Source organism: Parabacteroides caeci (assembly GCF_023656795.1).
Classification (GTDB): domain Bacteria; phylum Bacteroidota; class Bacteroidia; order Bacteroidales; family Tannerellaceae; genus Parabacteroides; species Parabacteroides segnis.
Window position 1 is genome coordinate 103,552 of the sequence record NZ_JAMOKT010000010.1, and the last position, 21,687, is coordinate 125,238.

20 protein-coding genes are annotated in these 21,687 nt (G+C 52.8%); 17 read left to right on the forward strand and 3 right to left on the reverse strand.

The window, feature by feature from the left end:
• Position 1 precedes the first annotated feature (1 nt).
• Genes NBH15_RS07325 through NBH15_RS07335 form a run of 3 tightly spaced genes read right to left on the reverse strand, consistent with a single transcriptional unit; the run spans position 2 to position 2,419 of the window.
• Positions 2–427, reverse strand: coding sequence for a phage protein Gp36 family protein (locus NBH15_RS07325; RefSeq protein WP_250822332.1), 426 nt, complete (start codon positions 425–427; stop codon positions 2–4).
• 19 nt (positions 428–446) lie between these two features.
• On the reverse strand, positions 447–1,979 hold the full coding sequence (locus tag NBH15_RS07330; RefSeq protein ID WP_250822333.1) for a hypothetical protein: 1,533 nt from the start codon (positions 1,977–1,979) through the stop codon (positions 447–449).
• Entirely contained in the window at positions 1,976–2,419 is a 444-nt protein-coding gene (locus tag NBH15_RS07335; protein WP_250822334.1) for a helix-turn-helix domain-containing protein, read from the reverse strand. Before NBH15_RS07335 ends, NBH15_RS07330 begins: the two co-directional genes overlap by 4 nt.
• A 206-nt stretch (positions 2,420–2,625) precedes the next feature.
• Here NBH15_RS07335 and NBH15_RS07340 point away from each other — a divergent pair, with 206 nt between their 5' ends.
• From NBH15_RS07340 to NBH15_RS07420, 17 genes are all read left to right on the forward strand, one after another.
• Positions 2,626–3,660, forward strand: a complete 1,035-nt coding sequence (locus tag NBH15_RS07340) for a head maturation protease, ClpP-related (RefSeq protein WP_250822335.1) — start codon at positions 2,626–2,628, stop codon at positions 3,658–3,660.
• A gap of 12 nt (positions 3,661–3,672) precedes the next feature.
• Complete coding sequence (locus NBH15_RS07345) at positions 3,673–4,899, forward strand: BACON domain-containing protein (RefSeq protein ID WP_250822336.1); 1,227 nt, start codon at positions 3,673–3,675, stop codon at positions 4,897–4,899.
• Positions 4,899–5,363, forward strand: a complete 465-nt coding sequence (locus NBH15_RS07350) for an N-acetylmuramoyl-L-alanine amidase (protein ID WP_250822337.1) — start codon at positions 4,899–4,901, stop codon at positions 5,361–5,363. The genes NBH15_RS07345 and NBH15_RS07350 overlap by 1 nt, the downstream gene beginning before the upstream one ends.
• Before the next feature lie 15 nt (positions 5,364–5,378).
• Entirely contained in the window at positions 5,379–5,792 is a 414-nt protein-coding gene (locus NBH15_RS07355) for a hypothetical protein (RefSeq protein WP_250822338.1), read from the forward strand.
• A gap of 24 nt (positions 5,793–5,816) precedes the next feature.
• A complete protein-coding gene (locus NBH15_RS07360; protein ID WP_250822339.1) occupies positions 5,817–6,242 on the forward strand; it encodes a hypothetical protein in 426 nt (141 codons plus the stop codon).
• Positions 6,243–6,288: 46 nt separating this feature from the next.
• Complete coding sequence (locus NBH15_RS07365; RefSeq protein WP_250822340.1) at positions 6,289–6,531, forward strand: hypothetical protein; 243 nt, start codon at positions 6,289–6,291, stop codon at positions 6,529–6,531.
• Positions 6,528–7,019, forward strand: coding sequence for a hypothetical protein (locus NBH15_RS07370; protein WP_250822341.1), 492 nt, complete (start codon positions 6,528–6,530; stop codon positions 7,017–7,019). Before NBH15_RS07365 ends, NBH15_RS07370 begins: the two co-directional genes overlap by 4 nt.
• 3 nt (positions 7,020–7,022) lie before the next feature.
• Positions 7,023–7,514: a hypothetical protein gene (locus NBH15_RS07375; RefSeq protein ID WP_250822342.1), complete on the forward strand. Its 492-nt coding sequence runs from the start codon at positions 7,023–7,025 to the stop codon at positions 7,512–7,514.
• Positions 7,515–7,552: 38 nt separating this feature from the next.
• Complete coding sequence (locus tag NBH15_RS07380) at positions 7,553–7,789, forward strand: hypothetical protein (RefSeq protein ID WP_250822368.1); 237 nt, start codon at positions 7,553–7,555, stop codon at positions 7,787–7,789.
• A gap of 7 nt (positions 7,790–7,796) precedes the next feature.
• A complete protein-coding gene (locus NBH15_RS07385; protein WP_250822343.1) occupies positions 7,797–12,260 on the forward strand; it encodes a coiled-coil domain-containing protein in 4,464 nt (1,487 codons plus the stop codon).
• A gap of 20 nt (positions 12,261–12,280) precedes the next feature.
• On the forward strand, positions 12,281–12,745 hold the full coding sequence (locus tag NBH15_RS07390) for a hypothetical protein (protein WP_250822369.1): 465 nt from the start codon (positions 12,281–12,283) through the stop codon (positions 12,743–12,745).
• A gap of 56 nt (positions 12,746–12,801) precedes the next feature.
• Positions 12,802–17,202, forward strand: a complete 4,401-nt coding sequence (locus tag NBH15_RS07395; protein ID WP_250822344.1) for a hypothetical protein — start codon at positions 12,802–12,804, stop codon at positions 17,200–17,202.
• 146 nt (positions 17,203–17,348) lie between these two features.
• Positions 17,349–17,657, forward strand: coding sequence for a hypothetical protein (locus NBH15_RS07400; RefSeq protein WP_250822345.1), 309 nt, complete (start codon positions 17,349–17,351; stop codon positions 17,655–17,657).
• 27 nt (positions 17,658–17,684) lie between these two features.
• Positions 17,685–17,963, forward strand: coding sequence for a hypothetical protein (locus NBH15_RS07405; RefSeq protein WP_250822346.1), 279 nt, complete (start codon positions 17,685–17,687; stop codon positions 17,961–17,963).
• A gap of 15 nt (positions 17,964–17,978) precedes the next feature.
• On the forward strand, positions 17,979–20,195 hold the full coding sequence (locus NBH15_RS07410) for a coiled-coil domain-containing protein (protein ID WP_250822347.1): 2,217 nt from the start codon (positions 17,979–17,981) through the stop codon (positions 20,193–20,195).
• A 2-nt stretch (positions 20,196–20,197) separates the two neighbouring features.
• A complete protein-coding gene (locus tag NBH15_RS07415) occupies positions 20,198–20,557 on the forward strand; it encodes a hypothetical protein (protein ID WP_250822348.1) in 360 nt (119 codons plus the stop codon).
• 13 nt (positions 20,558–20,570) lie between these two features.
• Positions 20,571–21,687, forward strand: a 1,117-nt coding sequence (locus NBH15_RS07420; protein ID WP_250822349.1) for an H-type lectin domain-containing protein, incomplete at its 3' end; no start/stop codon positions are given.

Sequence of the window (21,687 nt, forward strand, 5' to 3'; positions counted from 1 at the left end):
CTTACAAATGGTTTACACGTTTAGGATTGCTTTTAAAGAGGAAATTAGCGTTCCGCCGTCTTGTTTCTTCCGGGAGTGGCGGAGCCCCGTCAATGGATATTTCTTCGGCGGCCACTGCCTTCATCCATTCCCTGGCCGCATCGTAACGGTCCTTGCGGATGCCTTTGAGGGTATTGGGGTTATGTATGGAACAAATATGGTAAATGGCGATATCAAGCGCCATCATAAGGATGAGCTGGTGCCGTTTTTCGCCCCTGGCGGCGAATATGCGGTCGCAGTCGTATCGGCGGGAAAGGTAGCTCCTCATTTGTGCAACAGCCCTGTCCTCGCATATCTCGATGACGGTTTCGTCCTGTCTGACGAGCGCGTCGAGAATTTCCTGGTGTATGCTTGCGTTATAGTCTTCAAGCGTGATAAATTGGCTCATGATAAAAATATTTTAAAGTTTATACCCTGTATTTATTGGCCCTCCGTACGGCCCTGCGTGAAACGACAGCCGGCGGGTCCACGTCCCTTGCCTTGCGGTCGATGATCCGGTTTCCCCCTTCCACAGCGTCAGGCCCGTCGGCCGGATATTTGAGCCGCGTGGTAAAGAGCTTGAACTGGTCCTCCAGTTCCTTCATGTGCGGGTTGTCCTTCTCTGCCTCGTTCAGTATGAGGTTTCCTTCCCGGTTGAGCGGCTCGAGGTTGGATTCGATACGGGTTGCCTTGTCGGTCTTTTTGTCCTCGTCGCCGGTGATATAGAGCGATATTTTGCGTGTGCGCCGGATCCGCCGTACGATAGGCTGGAAAACCTGCTGGAAGAAGGGGTCCTGTAGCTTGTTGTTCTCCATGTAGCAGTACACGTTCGTCCGTCCATCCACGTATTCAAGCAGTTTGACATACCATTCTATGAACTCCGAATTGAGTGCCTTATCAAGGAATGTCTTGATGACATAGAGCCGTCCGGAGAGTTTCCCCAGCAGTGATACGGTCTTGAACGACTTCCCTTTCTTCCCCCGGCCTTCGCCCGGAGCCGGGTCGCCATAGATTACGAGGAAACGGAAACGCCTGAGCGGCGGAACCTTGCCATAGGTGATGGTCTTGAATACCTCGCCTTCCGTCACGGGATTGTTGAAATATTCCCCCTGTGCCGCTTTGCGGGTGATTTTGGAGAGCACGCGGTCGATATGTTCCTCAGTGTTCTTTTGGGGCCATGTAGATCGTCCGTCTTTGTCACGTATGTTTACGATGTCCCAATGGTCTGCCATTTCACCGGCGCGTGTGATGCAGCAATCCCTTGCGATGATGTTACCGCAGAAGATGATCAGCGTAGGTTCGGAAATGGAGCGTGTCGGATACAGCGACTTTTCCCACCAATCCCATCTTTTGTCTATGATGTCGGGATTATTGCAATCCTTGTCCGTGTCGAAGTCGTCGATAAGCTGGACGTCGGGCCGGATGTCTTCGTTCCGGGATCCTCTGGGGCTTTGTTCGGCCCCGATGGCCCGAAAAGCCACACCGCTACGGGTGATGAACTCGTCTTCCTTCCAGCTTCCGACGGACTCCTGCCGTCCGTAATAGGCGATGATCCGCCCGTTCGCTTCGAGGTTCGCCCTGTAAGGCGCCAGAAGGCGTACGGCGTTATCCTTGCTATTGGATGTCAGCAGCACGTTCCGTTTTTTCCCTGTAAGCGTAAGGAAAGAGACGATAAACATCGTGATGGTACTCTTGGCCAGCTCACGCGACCAGGAGAGCACCTCGAACCATTCGTCATGCGAGAGGATCCGCCGTATGGCTTTCTTTTGGAAAGGGGCGAATTCGTACTTTGCATATCCCGGATAAAAGAACTTGATCCACTCCAACGGGTGCGCCTCGAGATACATCCGGTGCTTCTCCCTTTCGGCATGCGTCATCTGGCGGTCGACCGGTGTCGACCGTGCGATATTCTCTTTGTACTTTTCCCACTCGAGGAGCGCCGTTTTATCGATGTACTTCATAGGCGGTCCTTTATGAATGCGTCCGCAAGACGCGTTATCTCTTTGGCCTTGTCAAGATCGACAGGACGGAGCCAGTCGATAAACTGTGTGAGTACGCTTATGATGTCCGCAATGCCGGCATCGGTTTCCATTTGCTTGATGGCGGCCGACAGCTTCCCCAGGATATCGGCTTCCTTAGTCGTGGCGAAGCGTTCGCCTTCCGGCCTTTCGAGTATGGCCTTGTTGATTTCCGCCACCTGCCGGTAGAGGTTGGCTACTTGCTGTTCGCGGGTAATGGTAAGCCCCGTTTTCATGGCCTCCCATTTCCCTTTGTTGATCCACCCGTTCACGGTGGGACGTGAGACCCCGACACGCTCGGCGATCTCGGCCTGCGTGAGGTTGTCCTTCAGATAAAGAGTTTTCGCCCATTCCTTTTTTTGGGCCTGAGTCAGTTCCGTCATATTTTGTGCCTCCGTTTTGCCGGCAAAAATGGCATATAAAAGAGGGTGAAAAAAATTGCGTCCGCATGATACCGTTTTATGGCGGCATGATGCGGCTGTAAAGTTGTATGATAAAATCCCGATTTTGCAAAGCGGCGGAAATCAACCTATTTCGCAGCCAGAACCGGCCCCGGAGCCTTTGCCGGGGAAACATAAACAAAACGGACATGAGCAAATTTTTTAACATGATAAAGACAGACGGCACTTGCAGCATCCTGCTTTACGGCGATATCGGCGAGCGGGAGGCAGTACGTAGCGGCGACATAGCCCGTGAGCTGATGGAAGCAGAACGGGATGGCGGAAAAATCGACGTCCGTATCAACAGCGACGGCGGCGATGTTTATACCGGCATCGCGATCTTTAACGCCCTTCGGGGCAGCAAAGCCGACATTACAATCTGGGTGGACGGCATTGCAGCCAGCATGGCCTCGGTGATCGCCCTTTGCGGGCGCAAGGTTTTGATGAGCCGTTACGCCCGGCTGATGCTGCATAGCGTAATGGGCGGCTGCTATGGCAATAAAGACGAAATGCGTCGCTGCATAGAGGAGATCGAATCGCTGGAGGCGACGCTGGCCGAGATGTATGCCGAAAAGACCGGACGGACGGCGGAAGAGATCCGCTCGGCCTATTTCGACGGCGAGGACCATTGGCTTCGTGCCGAGGAAGCGCTTGCCCTTGGATTTATCGACGGCATTTATGATGCGGACCCTGTTCCGGAAGACAGCACCCCGGAAGAGGCCTACAAAATATTTACTAACCGGCTCACAAAGCCACAAAACAAGACGAACATGAATTTAGACGAACTAAGGAAACGTCCCCGCTTTAAGAATTGCGCCACGGACGATGACCTGATGCGCGAGATCGACAGCCTGGAAACGGAGGCCGGAAAGGTTCCGGGACTCGAAAAGGATCTTCAAGCAGCGCAAGGGGAACTGAAGACGTTCCGTGACAAAGCGGCAGCCGACGACGAGGCTGCGAAGGAAAAGCTGCTGGACGATGCCGAGGGTGACGGCCGTATCGATGCCGAAAGCCGCCCGATCTACAAGAACCTCCTGGACAAGGACCGTGAAAACGGCGAAAAGGCGCTCCAGCGTCTTAGACCCAAACGCCGCGTAATGACTGACATCCGCCGTGATCCGGATGGGGAAAGTCCGTGGAACCAGCGCATGCGCGAAATCAAAGAAGGTTTGAACCGTAAATAAATCCTGAGAAATATGGCAATAGTAGTAAGGAACACGAATTACAACGGCGAGGTACTGGAGAAGCTCCTGGTACTTGCCTCCACGGGGAACGACCTGGTCGAAAAAGGTCTTATCATGGTCATTCCCGGCGTGGAAAAGAAAATCAGCCTGCCGCGTATCAAGACCGGCAAGATGTTGCAAAAACGTAAGGAGAATCCACAGTTAGAGGATTCACAGGGTAATTTTAATTACTCGGAGAAATCGCTGGATCCGGAAGACTTTATGGCCTTTACCGTTTTCAACCCGCGTGCCTTCGAGCATGTTTGGCGCAAGTGGCAGCCCAAAGGCAACCTGGTGTTCGCCGAACTTCCTCCAGAAGCGCAGAACGCACTTCTGGAAGAGCTGATTAAGAGCGTGAAGTTCGAACTGGGCTGGCATTACATCAACGGCGAGTTCGGCAGCGATAATGACCATCTTTTTAACGGAATCTTAACGCAGGCCGCAAAGGATACTGATCTTATTGTGGCAAGCTCCGAAGACCCCTCCATGCTGGGGAAGCTGAAAGCTGTCCGCAAGGCTATTCCGAAGGCGCTGCGTGAAAACCCGAATCTCCGCATCCTGATGAGTATCGATGACTTTGACAAGTATGACGATGAACTGACCGAACGGGAAAACAAGAACGCTTCAGAAACGGATGTCAACAAGAAACGCTACAAAGGTATCACTATCGAGACGCTGAACTCTTGGCCTGACGGTCTTATCGTTGCGACAATCTGCTCAATGGGCGTGGACGGTAACCTGTTTGCAGCCGTGAACCTCCAGGACGACGAGGATGTGATCCAGATCGACAAGTGGTCGGCAGCGAGCGAACTGTATTTCTTCAAGCTCCTGATGAAGGCCGATACGAACATCGCTTTCGGCGAGGAGTTCGTCGTGCTGGACAGCCGTGAGGATCCGGTTTTCCGCCCTGTAGAAAAGGTCTTGACGGCAGATGTTACCGAGCTATCATTCAAGGCCGCCGGTGAAAGCAAGGAAATCGTGATTACCGCATCGGGTGATTACAGCGTGGTACGAATCCCGGCAGGTTTTACGGCTGTCGGAACGGAGGATGGCCTGAAGGTAACGGCTGAAATCAATACTACCGGTGCGGAAAAGGCGGGCACGCTTCTCGTTGCGCTCGATGCGGACAAGACGAAGACGCTGGAGATTGGCCTTACGCAGGCAGCCAGTGACAAAGAAGACGAAGGAGGTGGTGCATAATGGCGACCTTGAAATATCTCGTCATCCACTGTACCGCGACGCCGGAAGGGCGTGAGGTCAGTTCAGACGAAATACGCTCTTGGCATACGGCTCCTGTATCGAAAGGCGGTCGCGGCTGGAAGCAGGTCGGTTATACGGACCTCTTCCATCTGAACGGTGGCGTGGAACGTCTGGTCGAAAACAACGAGGATGGGCATGTGGATCCGTGGGAGGTGACAAACGGGGCCGCCGGTTACAACAGCGTAAGCCGCCATATCGTATATGTCGGTGGAGTGGCCCGGGATGGCAAAACTCCGAAAGACACCCGTACCCCCTGGCAACGGAAATCCCTGGAGCGTTACGTTAAGGACTTCCACCGGCGTTTCCCTTCTGTCCGGATTGTCGGGCATAACTTTTTGGCGGCAAAAGCCTGCCCCAGCTTCGACGTAGAGAAATGGCTTAAAGAAATAGGTATTAACCAGTAAAACAACAAAAACAACATGAAACAGAAATTTATCCTGTCCCTTTTGGGGATGATGTTATCGTTTATGGTAAGCCTTCCGGTATTGGCACTGACAGCGCCGGAAGCCGCAGTGGAAACCACCGGGGATTACGATGCCGTATTCCTTTCCCTCTCTGCGATCGTGGCCGTGATCCCACTCATAGTAGAAATCGTAAAAGGCTTTTTCCCCAGCATGTCGGGGGGCGTGACACAGATCGTTTCCTGGGTGGTCGGCATCGGTATTACGATGTTCGGCTGGTGGCAACATTTGGGATTCCTGGATGGGATCGAGTGGTATATCGCACTCCTGTATGGGCTCGGTAGTGGCCTTGCTGCGAACGGTATCGCAGATACGGGGCTCATCGAATGGGTTATCGGCCTTTTCTGCCGTAAAAGTAAAGCTAAAGTGTAACAGACAGGTAAAACGAGCCAAACCATGATGAGCGGAGACTGGGCGGAAATATTCCAACTGCTTGTAACGAGCGGCCTTTTGGGCGGCGGCGTGGGATGGCTCGTAAACCGCACCCTGCGCAAAGCCCGTACGGCCAAAGAGGTGCATGACACCTACAAGGCCATGTACGAGGACATGCGCGGTACGCTAATAGAACTGAGGAATGACAACGAAAAGTTATACTCCCGTATCGGCCTTTTGGAGAATGTCGTCCACCGTGCGGCTACTTGCCGCCATTGGCCTTCTTGTCCTCTGCGTCCAGAGCTGTCACGTACGAAAAAGTACAGGGGAGAGCCGGATGGAAACCATCCTTACAGGGGACAGCCTCGCATCCGTAATCCGGGGTATGATGACGATGCCGGTTGCGAAGGAGGAGGTGACACTGACGATCCCGACGGCAAGCCTCCTTGACCTTCCCCCCTCGTCCTCGTTCCATAAGAGGAACGGGCGGGCCGATGTGGAAGTAAGGCGTGAGGGCGACTCGATCGTCGTCGAGGCTTCATGTGACAGCCTCCAGCGTCTTGTCTGGTGGTATGAGGCAGAATTGGCACGTGTGAAGAACGAAAACCGGAAGAAGGAAGAAACCCTTCTTAGGGAGGTCAAACAGGGAACAAACCCCGTTAAAACGGGGATCATATCATTTATCGCCGGCTTTGCGGCCGGCATAGTAACAATCATCATAAAAAGACGAAAACAATGAACGAAAATTTCATTTATGGCATAGCGGTCGTGAAGTTCGAAGACTTCATAATCGGCTGGATCGAGAAAGGATCGTGGGATTGGGGCGGCACGAAACCCGAAAGCGTGGACATAGAGGCCGAACAGGTTCCGGACGCGCCGGTACTGACACTGCTCCAGAAGAACGGTCAGATAGCGCCGACGTTCAATTTGATCCAACTCAACTATAAGAACATCCATGCCGTAATGGGCGGCACGCTGGTAGGCGGCGAAGATGCCCCGACAGGATGGAACGCCCCGACGGAACTGGTGCAAAAATCCGGCAAGTGGACGGTCGACTTCGTTTCAGGCCAACGGATGACCATCCCGAACGGGACGATCGCAGCCAACCTGGCCGGCAAGCTGACGCTGACCGAAGTATCGAAGATCGAATGTCAGCTGAAGGTGAACAAGCCCACGGACGGTTCTTCCCCGTACAGCATTACGAATCCGACCGGAGAGGGCGAATAACGTATGGACGAGGCTGCGATCCGTGAGGTCCAGAAGGAGGCTGCTGACGCGTTGCTTGACGTCGGCGTCTCCATACCCATAAAAGAATGGAGCCTTCCTTTCCGCCGTAAACCGCTCAGATTACGCGTCACGCTTCGTCGTCCGAGAATGAACGGGGCTATAAGGTTGATGCGTATATGTTTGGGTATCGGTGTTACGAGCCATGAGATGGAAAGCTATACGCCGGAAGAGAACATGCGCTTCATGGTGGATCATGGTGCAGAAGTCTCGCTCATGCTGGCCTATACGATTGCCCGGGGGGCCGTATCGAGACGTGTTCTTCCCAAAGTGATCGCATGGCTACTGCGCGAACTGGTAGAAGAACGTTACCTCATGGGCGCTTACCGGACGTTCTACCGCCTGATGGGGACGGACCGTTTTACGAATATTATCAGATCGGCCGAGCGGATGAACCCGATGAAGCTGAGACTGAGCCAAAAAAGGAAGGGGAGTTAAGGACTGAGTACGAACCGTCCCATAGCCCCTTCGGATTTATCTGGCAAGTGGCTTCGGCCACGGGCTGGAGCGTGGAATATATACTAAAGAGAGTCAATTACCAGACGCTTATCATGATGCTCTCGGATGCCCCGCGCTATGTAAGGCGCCGGGGGGAAGAAACACCGGAAAAAAGCGGGAATGCGGCTGACAAGCCTGAAATGGTAAACAAGGAAGCCGCCCGGGCGGAGGCTGACGGTATCGTATCATTTTTTCAAAGCAATTTAGAAGTATAAAGAGGCGATGAAACCAGTAGAGATCGAATTTCTGATGAAGGACAACCTGACGGGTTCCCTTGACAAGGCCGGTCTGGCGGTCGACATCTTGCAGCAAAAGGCCGTGAAGGCCGCTGACGATATCGGGCGTAAGATCACGGACCAGAAAGGCGTCATATCCGGGATAGAGTCCGACCTTCGCCGTATGGAATCGGCCCTTACCGGCATGAAACCCGGTACGGCCCAGAAGGAACTGGCGCTCGATGTCGCCGCCTGCCGTAAGGTGCTGGACGAGGAACGTTCCTCGCTCCTGGCACTCGAAAAGGAGCATGCGGCGGCGGAAGCCTCTGTCCGGAAGTTGAAACAGGAATACGATGCCCTCTCCTCTTCCCAGCGTTCTGCCGGAGGCACGACGGTCAACCTGAAAGAACGCCTCCGTGAGCAGAAAGCGGTAGTCAAGCAAGTAGAGTCGGATGTGAAGGCCCTGGAGAAAGCCTACAAAAAAGCCGGGGCCGGTGGTCCTAAAATAGAGGCTGCAAGGGATTTGAACGCCGCCCGAAAGGCTCTTGAAGAGGAAAAAGCGATCCTTTCCGAGCTCCAGAGGGAGTATGACCGTACGAAAGATAGTTCAAAGCGCCTTACGATGCAACTTCGTGAAATGCAGGATGCGATGGCCCGCATGCGCCTCAGTGGTCAGCAGAACACCGAAGAGTACCGGAAAATGGCAGCGGAAGCAGCGAACCTGTCGGACACGCTCCAGGATTTGAATACCCAGACGCGGATCCTTTCGAACGACGATGCCAACCTCCAGGGATTCATGTCGGGTATGAGCGGACTTGCCGGTATACTGACGACGGCGACCGGTGCCCTGTCGCTTTTTGCCTCGGAGAACGAGAACCTGCAAAAGATCCAGACACGGCTTCAGAGCGTGATGGCGGTCACGATGGGGCTCCAGCAGGTATTCAACACCCTGAACAAGGATTCGGCGTTCCGCCTTGTGACGGTCGTAAAAATGAAAAACCTTCTTACTACGGCCACCACCCGTCTTTCGGCCGCGCTTGGAATATCGAATGTGGCGGCAAAGGCACTGATGGGAACCTTAACGCTGGGGCTATCGGTTGCCGTGAGCGGCCTTATTTACCTCTGGGACCGTTATTCTTCGGCCCAGGAAAAGGCGGCGGAGAAACTGCGCGAAAGGGTGGAGATCGAAAAGGACGGCCGGGCCGAAATGATAAAAAGCCGCTTCGAGATCGAAAGCACGCTGAAAAACCTGAAGGAATTTACCGGCACGAAGGAAGAGGAGAAAGCAAAGGTTGCAGAGCTTAACCAAAAATACGGCGAGAGCTTCGGTTATTATACGACACTTTCCGAGTGGTACGACGTATTGCAGGAAAAAGGCGAGAAGTATATCGAGATGCTTTTCTTGCAGGCAAAGGTCCAGAGCCTCGTTAATAAGGCGGCCGAAGCCGACGAGGAGGTGAACCGCCTCAAGGCGATGAAACCGGAAGACGTCGAAGGCAGCCACGGCGGCGTATACCGCTTTTTCGCAAAACTGGGAGCCGTGAATACGGGAATGACCCCGAAAGAAATGGACCGCCTCATAGACGAGGAGAACCTGAAGAACCAGGCAGCAAAGGTTAATGCTGCAAAGGCAAAGGTAGATGAATACCTTGCCGAAGCCCGCAAGGCACAGGAGGAATATAATGCCATCGGACGGGAAAACAGTATCGGCGGCCATGTAAAGCCGGAAGACAAAACAAAGGAGGCCGAAAAAGAATTACAGGCGGAAAAAGAGCGCTGGGAGAAGCTGCGTTCCATCCAGGCGGAGAACCGGGCTTCGCTCCTGGCCCTGCAAAAGGAATCGGCCGAGAAGAAACGAAAGGAGGTGCTCCTTGAGTACGATAATGAAATAGACGCCGTCAAGCGAAAAGAAAAGGAACTTCTTTCGCTCTATGACCGGGAAGGCACAGCCGGCAAAATGCTGAAGGCATTCGGCGGTGGCAACGTGGATGTATTGGCCCGTCCGCTGGTCGATGCGGCGCGCCTTGTGGAAAAAGGCTGGGAAGATGCGGGTGAAGGGATCGCGACGGTCTTTAGCAGCAGTTACGGCGTGGAGGATGCAGGTGGTAGTTCCCACGAGATACTCGTAACGCCGATCCTGCCGGATGGGACCGTCCTTTCACCGGGGGAACTGGAGGAGTATATCGATACGGTCTTAAACGGCGCGGAAGATATTCTTTCGGCTGATAAAAAAGGACTTGTCATTAAGGTCGACGCAGAAAGCAGCGAGGGTGAAACGCTCCACAAGTTACAGGAAAAGTTCTACGACGTACCCGAAAAGGTATTGAGGGAACTTGCCGCCCTTTATCAGAATGCTGCCGACAGCCGTGACAAGGCGCTGGAGAATATCACTTTGGATGAGTTTCGCTCCGAACGTGACGCCCTTAACGACTACCTGAAAGAATACGGCACTTACCAGGAGCGCCGGCTGGCCATCGCCACGGAGTATGCCGAAAAGATCCGGAAGGCGGAAGAGGCCGGTAGGCCAAATGAAGTAAAGCGCCTCGAAAAGGAACAGTCCGTAAAGCTGGCTTCACTGGAAGCGGAGGCCATCCGTCAGGATATCGACTGGACGACGGTCTTCGGTGGTTTTGGCGGCATGTTCCGTGATGTAATACGTGACACGCTTGAAAAAGCGGAAAAATATACCCGCACGGCAGACTTTAAAAATGCCGGTGCGAAGGATCAGGAAGCGGTAACGGGTGCCATCATGCAGATGAAAAAGGCGCTCGGCACGAATGGCAGTCTGGATTTTAAAAAGTTGGGAAAGGATGTGGATTCCTACCGCCAGTCAATGCGTGAAGTCGAAGAAGCCAGGGAAGTAGAGCGTGAAGCCCTGGAAAATCTCCGCCGAGCGCAGAAGGATTACGAGGAAACTCTTCGAAGCGGGACGGAAGAAGAGAAGACGGCTGCTGAAACTGCGCTCGAAACGGCCCAGATGAACGCCGAGGCCGCATCGTCATCTGTCCGGGCGGGTGAAGCGAAGGTAAAAGAAAGCCAGAGGGTGGTAAGTGAGACGGCGACGAATCTCAGCGCGAGCATGCAGGATGTGACGGAAGGATTGCAGAAACTTTCCTCTGGCGGACTTAAAAGTGCCTACGACGGCCTGATCCAGGCAGGACAGGGATTGGGCGGAACATTCGGAGAATTGGCCGACAGCCTGGAGAGCGTGCCGATTATCGGCTGGATCCTGTCGATCATTGACATACTAAAGGATGGCCTTAGCAACCTTGTAGGCAGCCTGATCGATTCGGTACTGGGCGCAGTGGACGGAATTATCAGCGATGTTCTATCGGGGAGCCTTGTAAAAACGGTGTTCTCCTCGGTCGTATCGGGTGTCGGCGGTGTCCTGGACGCCCTGACCTTCGGACTGTTTTCTTCGCATGGAAACGCCGACGAGGTGAACAGTCTGGTGGAACGTCTGACAACATCAAACCGGTATCTCACAACGGCGATCGAAAAATTGACCCAGCGTATGGAAGAGAGCGGAGGAGCCGAATCTACCGCTTATTATAACGACGTATACCAGAAACAAAAGGAAAAGATCGAAAACGACCGCCAAATGCTGGAGGCAAAAATGGGTTATTGGAGTGCTCACCATTCCAACAACTATTATATCGACAAGGCTTTCAGCCGGAGCGACTGGCAGAAGGCTTCCGATTACATAGGCAAGGACCTTAACACGGTCTCAGACCTTTGGACGCTTTCTCCCGAGGATCTTGCCCGGCTCCAGGAACTGCCGGATATCTGGGAGAAAATTAACAGTGGCAAATATGACCAGGGTGAATACCTGGACGAATATATATCGGACGCGAACACCTTGATCGAGCTTCAGGAGCAGTGGCAGGATGCGATAACGGACACATCGTTCGACAACATAAAAAGCGGCATGAAGGAGCTCCTGAAGGATTTTGAGACGGATTCGAAAGATGTGATCGCGAGTGTGGACGAATTCATGCAAAACGCGATTCTGAAGTCCATCGTGGACGGAACCTACTCAGAGGAACTGAAAAAGTGGCAGGAATTGTTTGCCGAGTTTATGTCGGATGGTATCCTTTCACGTGAGGAAGCCGACGAACTTCGTGGCCGTTACGAGGAAATCTTCCGGGAAGCGGCGGAAAAGAAAGATGCCATGTTCGCATCTGCCGGAATAGAAGAAAGCAAAGGCGGGGTAACACAAAGCGGTAAGGCCGGGACCTTTACGGCCATGACGCAGGACCAGGGGACAAAGCTGGAGGGGCTGTTCGTGAGCGGGGCGATGCACTGGTCAAGTATCGACAGCGGCGTGGAAGACATATCGGGAAAGATGGACAAGGCAGAAGGTTACCTGGTAAAGATCGAGGAATATACCGGAATTATCAGGGAAACCAATTTAAAGATATTGGAGAGTTGTAACAAACTGCACCGTGACGGGATAAGGGTACGGGATTAAACATTATGACAATGGCAGGAATGGATGACATAATAGGCGGGCTGTTTTTTATAAACGGCATTGACGTGTGGAAAGAGTATGGCGTGTTCCTTACGGAAGAAAAGGAAGGCGGGCGGGAAAACCAGACGGCGATCCTTACCCCTTCAAAGGTGAAAAGCCATACGGCAGTGGATATCCGTGAGAGGGACGGCGAGAAATATTCAGAAAAGCTCACGGTGACAAACGAGGCCCGGGACATGACGCTGACGTTTGCCCTTTATGCTTCGAGCCGGTCGGAATGGTTCTCAAAATACCGCAGTTTCATTGCCTTTCTAAAGCAAGGTGAAGACGGCTGGCTGACGCTATATTATCCGCAGCTGGACCTGAGGCAAAAAGTTTATTATAAAGAAAGCAGCGGCTTTAAACCCCTTACGTCGCTTTGGCGGGACAGCGTACAGGCAAGCCGCTTCAAGGTGAAGTTCCGGGAGCCGGTCCCGGTTATTTAAACGGCATTTGAACGATATTCAAAAAGTATTCAAACACCGAAAAAAGAACGATATATATGCTACTTACAGTATACAACAGGATAGGGCAGAAAAAATTTGAGCTTTCCCCGGATGAAAGTTCGACGGAAGTTTCCGGCATCCAGTCGGACAACATTCTTACGCTTTCCTTTACGCTGTATGAGTATGTGGCGTTGGAGGTCGGCGATTATGTGGACTTCATGTGGCACCGCTACTGGCTTACGGAGCGGTACCTGCCACATGAAAGAAATACCCAGGAATGGAGCTACGACGTGAAGTTCTACGGTCTTCAGAGCCTGGTCGGTCGTTTCCTGGTGCTCGACACGACGGATGGTGACGCGAACCCGACATTTACGTTGACCGCCCCACCGTCGGAACATGTGGAGCTTATCGTGAAATCCATCAACGAAGGTTTCGGTACGACCGACTGGAAAGTGGGCCAGGTGGACGGTTCGGATAATATTGTCATCGATTACGAGGGTAAATACTGTGACGAGGGGTTGAAGGAGATCGCGGGAAAGGTCGGAGCCGAATGGTGGACGGACGGCACGACGGTAAACCTTACACGCTGCGAATATGGGGAGGAAATTACGCTGGGTTATGGAGAAGGCCTTCTGGAGATCGAGAAGGACACGGCTGACGGCGTGAAAGTCTACACCCGTCTTTTTCCTGTCGGCAGCGACCGTAACATTGATCCTTCGCGCTATGGCCACAGCCGTCTGCAATTGCCCGGCGGCGCAAGATACGTGGATGTGAATACGGAAAAGTACGGCATCATCCACCACTATGAAAAAGACGCTTTCGCCGGTATCTATCCCCGAAGGATCGGAACGGTAAGCGCCGTAAGGCAAGAAGAAGTGACGGACGAAGAGGGCAATCCTTACACGATTTATTATTTCAAGGACGACGCTATGGACTTCGACCCGAACGATTATGAGATAGCGAATGAAGTAAAACGCGTCTCCTTTCAGGAAGGCAGTGAGCTTTCCGGACTCGGTATAGGCGATGATCATTATTTCGAAGTGAACTTCGATAGCGATACGCGCGAGTTCGAGATCATCACCATTTGGCCGTACGGGAATAACATGCAGGTTCCCGGCGGTGAACTTGTCCCGAAGGTGGGCGATAAATACATCCTTTGGAACCTGTCGATGCCGGACGAATATTACCCGCCAGCCGAAAAAGAATTAAAAGAGGCTGTCGACGCCTATAACGAAAAGAACGGTATCGATGTTTCCGTCTATAAATCCCCGACAGACCATGTGTGGATGGAGGAAAATGCCGTAGACCTTTATATAGGCCGGCGTGTAAAGCTCCTTAGCCCGGAGTATTTCCCCGAGACCGGTTACCGCCGGAGCCGTATCACGAAGATCACCCGGAAAGTCACGCTGCCCACATCGATGGATATCGAGATCAGCGACGCACTTTCGACAGGTGTCCTGGAGAAAATGTCGGGTGATATCGCCGATGTCAGGAATTATGTGAAGACCGGTGGTAGCGGCGGCGCAGGTGCAATGGCCATCGTTCGCTCCTGGGAGAACACCCCGGCGAGCGACTACAATGTGGCCTCGTTTAAGATGACCTTAAAGCAGATCGCCATGCTGGCGCTTTCACGTCTTGGTCCGGACGAAGCCAGGGGGCTGATCAAGTTCCTTGCCGGTGCGGAATTCGGAAAGTTCAGTGAAGGGCTTTCAGGTGGCCGTATCGATAAGGAGGGTAATGCGGAACTTGCAGGGCTTATCACCCGCCTTCGTGCGATCCTTCAGGAATTACAGGTAAACGGAGCGGCTGAGTTCCGTGGCAACCTGTCGAGTGAGGAGTTTATATCGGGGTTCTTGGACGGCAAAGGCTGGAGCATCTTCAAAAAGGAAGTTCTGAATGCGCTCGGCATTCCGGAGACGAAATACACGGCGGAGTTCGACGAAGTGATCGTTCGCGGTACGCTTCGTGTTTTTACGATGGTGATCTCCCAGCTTTTGGGTGAGAACGACAACCGGGTGTTTGCCGGCATGATGGAAGTGGACCATTATGACGCGGCGACCGGCCGGGTTTATTTTGATACGAACGGGGGCCGGTATTACAACCCTTTCAGGAAGGACGATTATATCATGGTCCAGCAATACAACGGGATGCCGTCGGAAGAGAACGACCACTATGTGACGAAACATTATGAACTTATTATAACGGCCGGCGGTATCGGAAATCAGGAAGACGGCGAGGACCGTCTGGACTGGGTGACGTTCCAGAACTTCGTATCAGCCGATGGAAGGCCGGCTGCCGAACTTATCACGAAAGGCGATACGTTTACCCGTGTGGATAATGCGACGGATGCCGACCGCAAGGGTATCATCCAGATCATTACGGTCGGGACGGCGACGCCTTATATGGATATTGTCTACGGTCTGAAGACGGATCCGGATAATTCGTTGAAGGGAAGGCTGGGAAATATGAAAGGCATTTACCACCATCTTTTCGGGTGGTTGGAAGGCTTCGGCGAACTGCTGACGAACCTTTATGCGGTAGGTGATATCCGCCTTCGCCGTACGGGCGAAAACCTGGACGCGAAGATCGAAATGCTAAAGTCTATGTTTGCGACCCAGTACCAGCGTGTAAGGTACGATATTACGGAAGAGGAGAATTACCTGAAGAATGCCACCTTTTCGGAATCGATGGAATACTGGCAAGCGGAAAATGAGGCGGAGATCCTGATGCAAAACGGCGAGGCAATGTTAATGAACGGCGCTATCTATACCCTTACAGGAAAAACGGCTTCCATTGAGGAATACGAAGGCCGTAACATGCTGCATCTTTATGACAGCGGTATCCGCCAGCAGAACGCCCATATCCGGCAGCCGGGGACGCACAAGGAGTTTGTCCCGCCAACGCCTAACAACATGACCGAAGAATACGTAGACGTAAAAGATACGCTTTATCTGACGATAAAATTCCTGGCCAAAACGGATGGCAGTCTCGAGGTCGGTTTTCCGGATGCAGCAAGTGAAGAGGGGGCTTTGGCATATCAGACGGTCGCCGTAACAGGCTCACTCGATTGGCAGACACTCCAGTGGAGCGGCACGTGGGACGGCACGGGTGATTTTGTGCTGGGTTATACCGGCGAGATGTATATTGCCATCCTTTCCCTTACGGACCGTCCGCTGGAAGATTATAAGAAAGAAACTTCGACAAAATTCATTCAGACCGACAGTAATATCCGGCTACTGGGTACGAACATCGATAATCTGAAGGGAACGGTAACGGAAATCGGTATCGATCTGGATGCGGCAAAGGAACAAATCCGGATCTATGCCGAACAGACGACGGAGAATACGGCAAAAATATCGCAATTAGAAGTAAAAACGGATTCGATTAGTACCGCTGTTACGGAAGTGTCGGGGGATTTGGACGCGGCCCGGGCACGTATCGAAGTGGTTGCCGGGATCGCAGCCTCGGCCGGGGATGCAAAGGTTTACAATCAGGCGAACAATCCCTGGAACTCCTGGCCGAGCGGACAGGAATACAAATATGTAGGGAGTACCTGGCACAACACCTCCGACGGTCATACCTACCGATATATAGGTTATGACAATTCGAACACGTGGGAAGACGTGACGAACATACAGGATTCTGCGAGCTACATCCTGCAAAATAAAAATAAGATCTCCACGGTGGTTGCGAACTTCGACGCTTACGGTAATCCAACGAGTGCGAGCGGGATTGTGACGACGGCCTACGCGAGTCAGATATATGCGACAAAATCAACGGTGAATGCCCTTGATGGACGTGTATCAAGTGCCGAGGCAAAGATTGACGTGCATACCACCCAGATCAGTCTCCGTGTGGAGAAGGACGGCGTAATATCGGCCATCAACCAATCAAGTGAATCGGTTGTGATCGACGCCAGTAAGATTAATCTGAACGGTGTGACGACGATCAATAATTCTTTCAGGGTGGAAGCGGACGGTACAACGCATATTGGTGGTTTTACGGTCGATGGCGGCCGTTTATACTGGAAAAGCCGTGATTATTTCGCAAACGATTCCCGGTCACTAAAACTTGGCGTATCGCAGACCGATACGGAAGGTGTCGTGGATGTCGCGTTCAATGCAGCCACGATGGGCCGGTTCGGGGTAAAAGCGGTCGGCTCGAACATGGGAGGTGCTGCGATATACGGATCGACAGGGACACAGACCTATCCGGCAAGTGGCATGACATACGCAGGTTACTTTGTCGGTCCGGTGGACGTGCGTGACACGTCAAATGGCCTTATCAGCGACGCATGTGCATCAATGGAATATCGTGTAATAACCTCACGTAATTCGAACGGTACTTACACCTACCATAAAGGAGTCGACTGGAACAAGACGGTCGGCAGTCCGGACCTGGACAAGATTCGTCTGATTGTGGAAAGCGGTATTATTACAGGCTATTGGGGTGAATAATAATAAAATTTATGATACAATGAAAGAAATATCAAAACAAACGAAAAGCAGAATGGCCGGAATGACGTATCAACAGGATCGTGTACTGTTCCGGATAAAAAACGGCATTGTAACGGGATATATTAAACCTAAAAAACGATAACATTATGACAGTGAATTTCAATCGAGAGTTTACCGACTGTTTTGGAAACGGGATCCCGGGAAAGAATCCCGAAAAAGTAAGTAACATGGCCGAGGAGCTTTGCCTGACACTTTTCAATCTCAGTACGCTTGGCGGCGGGATAGTACCACCGGATAAGAAGTACATGGCTTACCTGCTGAGCCTCCGTATCTCGGAGTGCCCCGATGCGGTGGAACTGACCGTCGAGGAGGCCAACTTCTTAAAGGAAGTGAGTGCGGAAGCCTATTCGGCCGGAGCCTATGGCCGGGTTGCGGACCTGATAGAAGGAAAATGATGTTTAACCCCATAAAAAGAATCGAAGATGAAAAAGAAGACAGCGAATTCGACAGTGAATTATGATCCGGAAGTGGTGAGCGAAGTTTGTTCGATCCATTTTACGAGAGTGACAAACGCCGCAGGCCGTACGCTTTATGGCAAGATCATAAAGGATGACGCGGAAGTCGGGAGCGTGAGCTATGACGAAAAGGGTGGTTATCTGATAACGAGCCTGAAACCTTACGCCTCGCTGACAACCGATGAAGTGGATACGATCTACCTGAAAGTCCCCGGTTGCGTGCGCGAAGCCCTCTCTGACGAATAAGAAAGGAGGCCTCAAATGGGAATGATCCAGACATCCCAGCGAGAACTGGAAGCGTTCTATGCGATGGCGCTTCCGGGTTTCCTGGATTATTTGAAGGTGCATGGCACGAGCGTGGACCGTGTGGAGATGGCAACCACGATCGAGGGGATTACGTCACTGCCGGGTCGGTACCGGCTGGGTGGCGTGGAGAAGAATGTGCTGGTTCCGATGGATCTCCTGACAAAAGGCGTAGACATCCAGATCGAAGCATGCCGTGAGGCTACAATGAACGCGAATACGGCAGCGGATAATGCCAATACCGCTGCCTCGCGTGTGGAAACGGCCATAGAAGATGTCGGGGCGGTAAAGCAGGCGGCACTCGATGCGGCAGCCGAAGCCCTTGAAGCGGCGGGAACGGTACTGGAGAGTGCGGACGCAGCACGGGAAGCCACCCTTGAAGCGAAAGCTGCCACGTCTGAAGCCAAAGCAGCGACGGAGCGTGCCCTTCAGGCGGCCAGTGCTGCCGAAGAAACCGACAGGGAGGTTTCCGAAAACGAGGGGCTGCGCGTCATAGCCGAAACGGGCAGGGCTTCGGCCGAAGAAACACGTGCCGCTGCCGAATCCCTTCGGGACGAAGCCGAAAAGATCCGTGCCGCTTCCGAAGAAGGACGCCTTGCGGCGGAAGGTATCCGGGAAGAGTCGGAAAACTTACGCCGGGCGGCTGAAACCCTCCGGGATGAAGCCGAGACGGTAAGGGAAGAACAGGAGGCTGCGCGCCATCAAGCCGAAAGCGAACGGCAGGAAGCGGAACGGCTGCGCCGGGAAGCTGAAGCCGTGAGGGTGCAGAAGGAAACCGAACGTATAGAAAACGAGGGCGCCAGGATTCTGGCCGAGGAGGAACGTGAAGTGGCGGAAGTATCCCGCGCAGCGGCTGAGAGCCAGAGGGCATTGGCCGAAAGTACCCGTATCCTGGCCGAGGAAGAACGGGCGGGAAAAGAGGCTGAGAGAAAAATCGCTGAAGTGAATAGGGAAACAGCCGAATCTTCCCGGGAGGCTTCAGAGTCAGCCCGGAAGGAAACCGAAACCTCGAGGGTGGAAGCCGAGAACTTACGCGTTTCAGCTGAAGGCCTCAGGGTTCTGGCTGAAGACGGGCGGCGGACGGCTGAAGAAGGACGTGTCACGGCAGAGGCGTTAAGGGCTGAACTGGCGGCGCATCCAATGAAGCCCCAGGGCGGTTTCTGGTTCGAATACGACATCGAGGCGCACGAGTACCGCAATACCGGCATCCAGGCAAAAGGAGATATCGGGGAGTCTTTCAAGATCGTCGGGCGTTATGATACCCTGGAAGAGCTCGAAACGGAAGTACCGGACGGAACCGGCATCGACGGCGTGTACGCCGTGGGAGAAACGGAACCGTACGATTATTACGCCTGGCTTGTGGTGGATGGCCTATGGAAATGGGACAACCAGGGCAAGCTCCGGGGAGCCGAAGGTAAATCTTCATACGAAGTATGGGAGGAACTACCGGAAAATGAAGGAAAGACGCTGGATGAGTATTTCGACTGGCTCAGCCCTCTGATTGATTCCAAAACCGGACGCTGGGTGGTACAAGGGACGGATACTGGAGTACAGGCTTTGGGTATAAATGCCGAAGTGACAGAAAAGGAGAATACAGAGGACAGCTATGTCCTGCATGTCAAAAGCGCGAAGGGTGAATTTGACACTCCCAATATCCGTGGTGTATCGGTAAAGGTAACGGAAACAGAGAACACACCGGACGTCTACAAACTGACATTCACCCATGCCAAAGGAACTTTTACGACACCGAACCTCAGAGGCTTTGATGTCAAGGTGGAAGAGATGGAAGCTAATACACCGGATAATTATAAATTGAAGATAACAACGGTAGAGGGTGAGTTCGTCACTCCCAACCTGAAAGGACGCAGCGGGTCGGCGGTGATCGACATCGACCATGAGCCGACAGAGGCCGACACGCATTATACCTATAACGGCGTTCAGTACGCTTACAGCGTTGGCGATGAAACGAGATGGTATGACAAAGATTCAGAAGAATATGTCCTTTTCAAACTTTATGCAGTGACTGAGGCCGGGGCGGTATGGGAAGAAATGGGAAGCGGGCCGGGATCGCTCATAACAGACATGATCCTTACAGGACCGTCCGATCTTTCTTCGGATGAGTCGGAAAGCTACATTTATTTGGAAGATGGATATTTAAAAGGCAAGGAGGAATAACAATGACAAGAAACAAAGGTGGCGTTTACGTCTACCAGCAAATGGAAAAAACGCTGGCCGAATGGCTGGCAGAAACGAAACCGATACCGGCGAAGGTGCTTTGTTGGGAAAGTGATACTGGTATCATCCGCATGGGGGATGGAAAATCGATGTACAAGGACTTGCCTCCTCGGATCAGTTCGGGGTTGTCTCCCCGGATCAGCGAAACGACCGGTTGTTGGGAGACGTATAATATCGCAACGAAACAATGGGAAGACACGGGCATAAACCCGACTATAGGAACGGGGATCGACGGGGGAAAACCGTCTTCGGTATACACGCCCGGACAAGTTTTATCATTTGGCAAAATAACAGATCAATAAACAGATATAGGATATGGCTATACAATTGCAATTGAGAAATGGAACAATACAGGAATGGGAAAAAGCAAATCCCATACTCGCAGAAGGTGAACCGGGAGTGGTCTTAGAGCCTTCCGGCGGCTTTGTGATAGGTGACGGAAAGAATCCTTACAAGAGTCTACCCTTTCATCCTTGGGCACAGGACGCATACGACATTTTGGTCACCTATGGAGGGTATAAAGGAACGAAGGATGACTTTTGTCGTCAACTCGGATCATCGCTTCGTATGCCGGAACAGCAGGCCGGTACGCTTACGAATACCGGTGCAGGTTGGAATTCGTTTACTTTTCCGAAAGAGTTTTCGGAAGACGTGTATGTGGTTCTCACCCCGCAGGATGCAGCTGTTTTTGCATCGGTGAAGAATGTCACCAAACAGGGGTTTCATTATTGTCTCTTCAATGCAGCCGGTGACACGATTGCGGAAAATGTCGTGGTGGGTTACATGGCGACAGCGGTCTCGGAACTGAACTTGGCACAGGCGATCGCAAAGGCTTCCGGCCTGAACCCTTTCGGCTTTGACAACCTGACCGATCTTTTTACCGGTCACGCCGCCGAGGTTGTCATATCTGAGGCGGCTTTTAACCAGGTCAAGCGTTCGGCGATGGCTTCTTCACGGTATATTTGCTATCTGACGGGCCTTAATCCGGACAGCTACTTCAACATGGTTTCCATCGCAGGAGATGTAACGGCAATGATCACGGTCGCCCAAACTCCGGAAGCAGTTGCTTACATTCAAACCGCTCCTGGCGCGTATGACAGTATCCGACTGGGTACGATGCCGATGGCGAAATATCTTTGCGGTATTTTGGGAGTTGGCCCGGAAAACTATTCGACCGTCACGGATATTCTGGAGGACGAAGAATTACTGGCCGAACTTGTTTTGTCTGAAGCCGCCATGACCGCACTCTGCGGATCATATATTTCTGCAATAGAATTAACTGCCAGCAGCGTAGCCATGCAGGCAGTCGCTGCCAGCAGCGTAGCCATGCAGGCAGTCGCTGCCAGCAGCGTAGCCATGCAGGCAGTCGCTGCCAGCAGCGTAGCCATGCAGGCAGTCGCTGCCAGCAGCGTAGCCATGCAGGCAGTCGCTG

What these genes read in the sequence shown, in the direction of transcription:
- NBH15_RS07405 (WP_250822346.1), top strand. Translation starts at nt 17,685, where the DNA reads ATGAAAAAGAAGACAGCGAATTCGACAGTGAATTATGATCCGGAAGTG.
- NBH15_RS07385 (WP_250822343.1), top strand. Translation starts at nt 7,797, where the DNA reads ATGAAACCAGTAGAGATCGAATTTCTGATGAAGGACAACCTGACGGGT.
- NBH15_RS07370 (WP_250822341.1), top strand. Translation starts at nt 6,528, where the DNA reads ATGAACGAAAATTTCATTTATGGCATAGCGGTCGTGAAGTTCGAAGAC.
- NBH15_RS07350 (WP_250822337.1), top strand. Translation starts at nt 4,899, where the DNA reads ATGGCGACCTTGAAATATCTCGTCATCCACTGTACCGCGACGCCGGAA.
- NBH15_RS07345 (WP_250822336.1), top strand. Translation starts at nt 3,673, where the DNA reads ATGGCAATAGTAGTAAGGAACACGAATTACAACGGCGAGGTACTGGAG.
- NBH15_RS07360 (WP_250822339.1), top strand. Translation starts at nt 5,817, where the DNA reads ATGATGAGCGGAGACTGGGCGGAAATATTCCAACTGCTTGTAACGAGC.
- NBH15_RS07340 (WP_250822335.1), top strand. Translation starts at nt 2,626, where the DNA reads ATGAGCAAATTTTTTAACATGATAAAGACAGACGGCACTTGCAGCATC.
- NBH15_RS07395 (WP_250822344.1), top strand. Translation starts at nt 12,802, where the DNA reads ATGCTACTTACAGTATACAACAGGATAGGGCAGAAAAAATTTGAGCTT.
- NBH15_RS07355 (WP_250822338.1), top strand. Translation starts at nt 5,379, where the DNA reads ATGAAACAGAAATTTATCCTGTCCCTTTTGGGGATGATGTTATCGTTT.
- NBH15_RS07325 (WP_250822332.1), bottom strand. Translation starts at nt 427, where the DNA reads ATGAGCCAATTTATCACGCTTGAAGACTATAACGCAAGCATACACCAG.
- NBH15_RS07390 (WP_250822369.1), top strand. Translation starts at nt 12,281, where the DNA reads ATGGATGACATAATAGGCGGGCTGTTTTTTATAAACGGCATTGACGTG.
- NBH15_RS07415 (WP_250822348.1), top strand. Translation starts at nt 20,198, where the DNA reads ATGACAAGAAACAAAGGTGGCGTTTACGTCTACCAGCAAATGGAAAAA.
- NBH15_RS07410 (WP_250822347.1), top strand. Translation starts at nt 17,979, where the DNA reads ATGGGAATGATCCAGACATCCCAGCGAGAACTGGAAGCGTTCTATGCG.
- NBH15_RS07330 (WP_250822333.1), bottom strand. Translation starts at nt 1,979, where the DNA reads ATGAAGTACATCGATAAAACGGCGCTCCTCGAGTGGGAAAAGTACAAA.
- NBH15_RS07400 (WP_250822345.1), top strand. Translation starts at nt 17,349, where the DNA reads ATGACAGTGAATTTCAATCGAGAGTTTACCGACTGTTTTGGAAACGGG.
- NBH15_RS07335 (WP_250822334.1), bottom strand. Translation starts at nt 2,419, where the DNA reads ATGACGGAACTGACTCAGGCCCAAAAAAAGGAATGGGCGAAAACTCTT.
- NBH15_RS07375 (WP_250822342.1), top strand. Translation starts at nt 7,023, where the DNA reads ATGGACGAGGCTGCGATCCGTGAGGTCCAGAAGGAGGCTGCTGACGCG.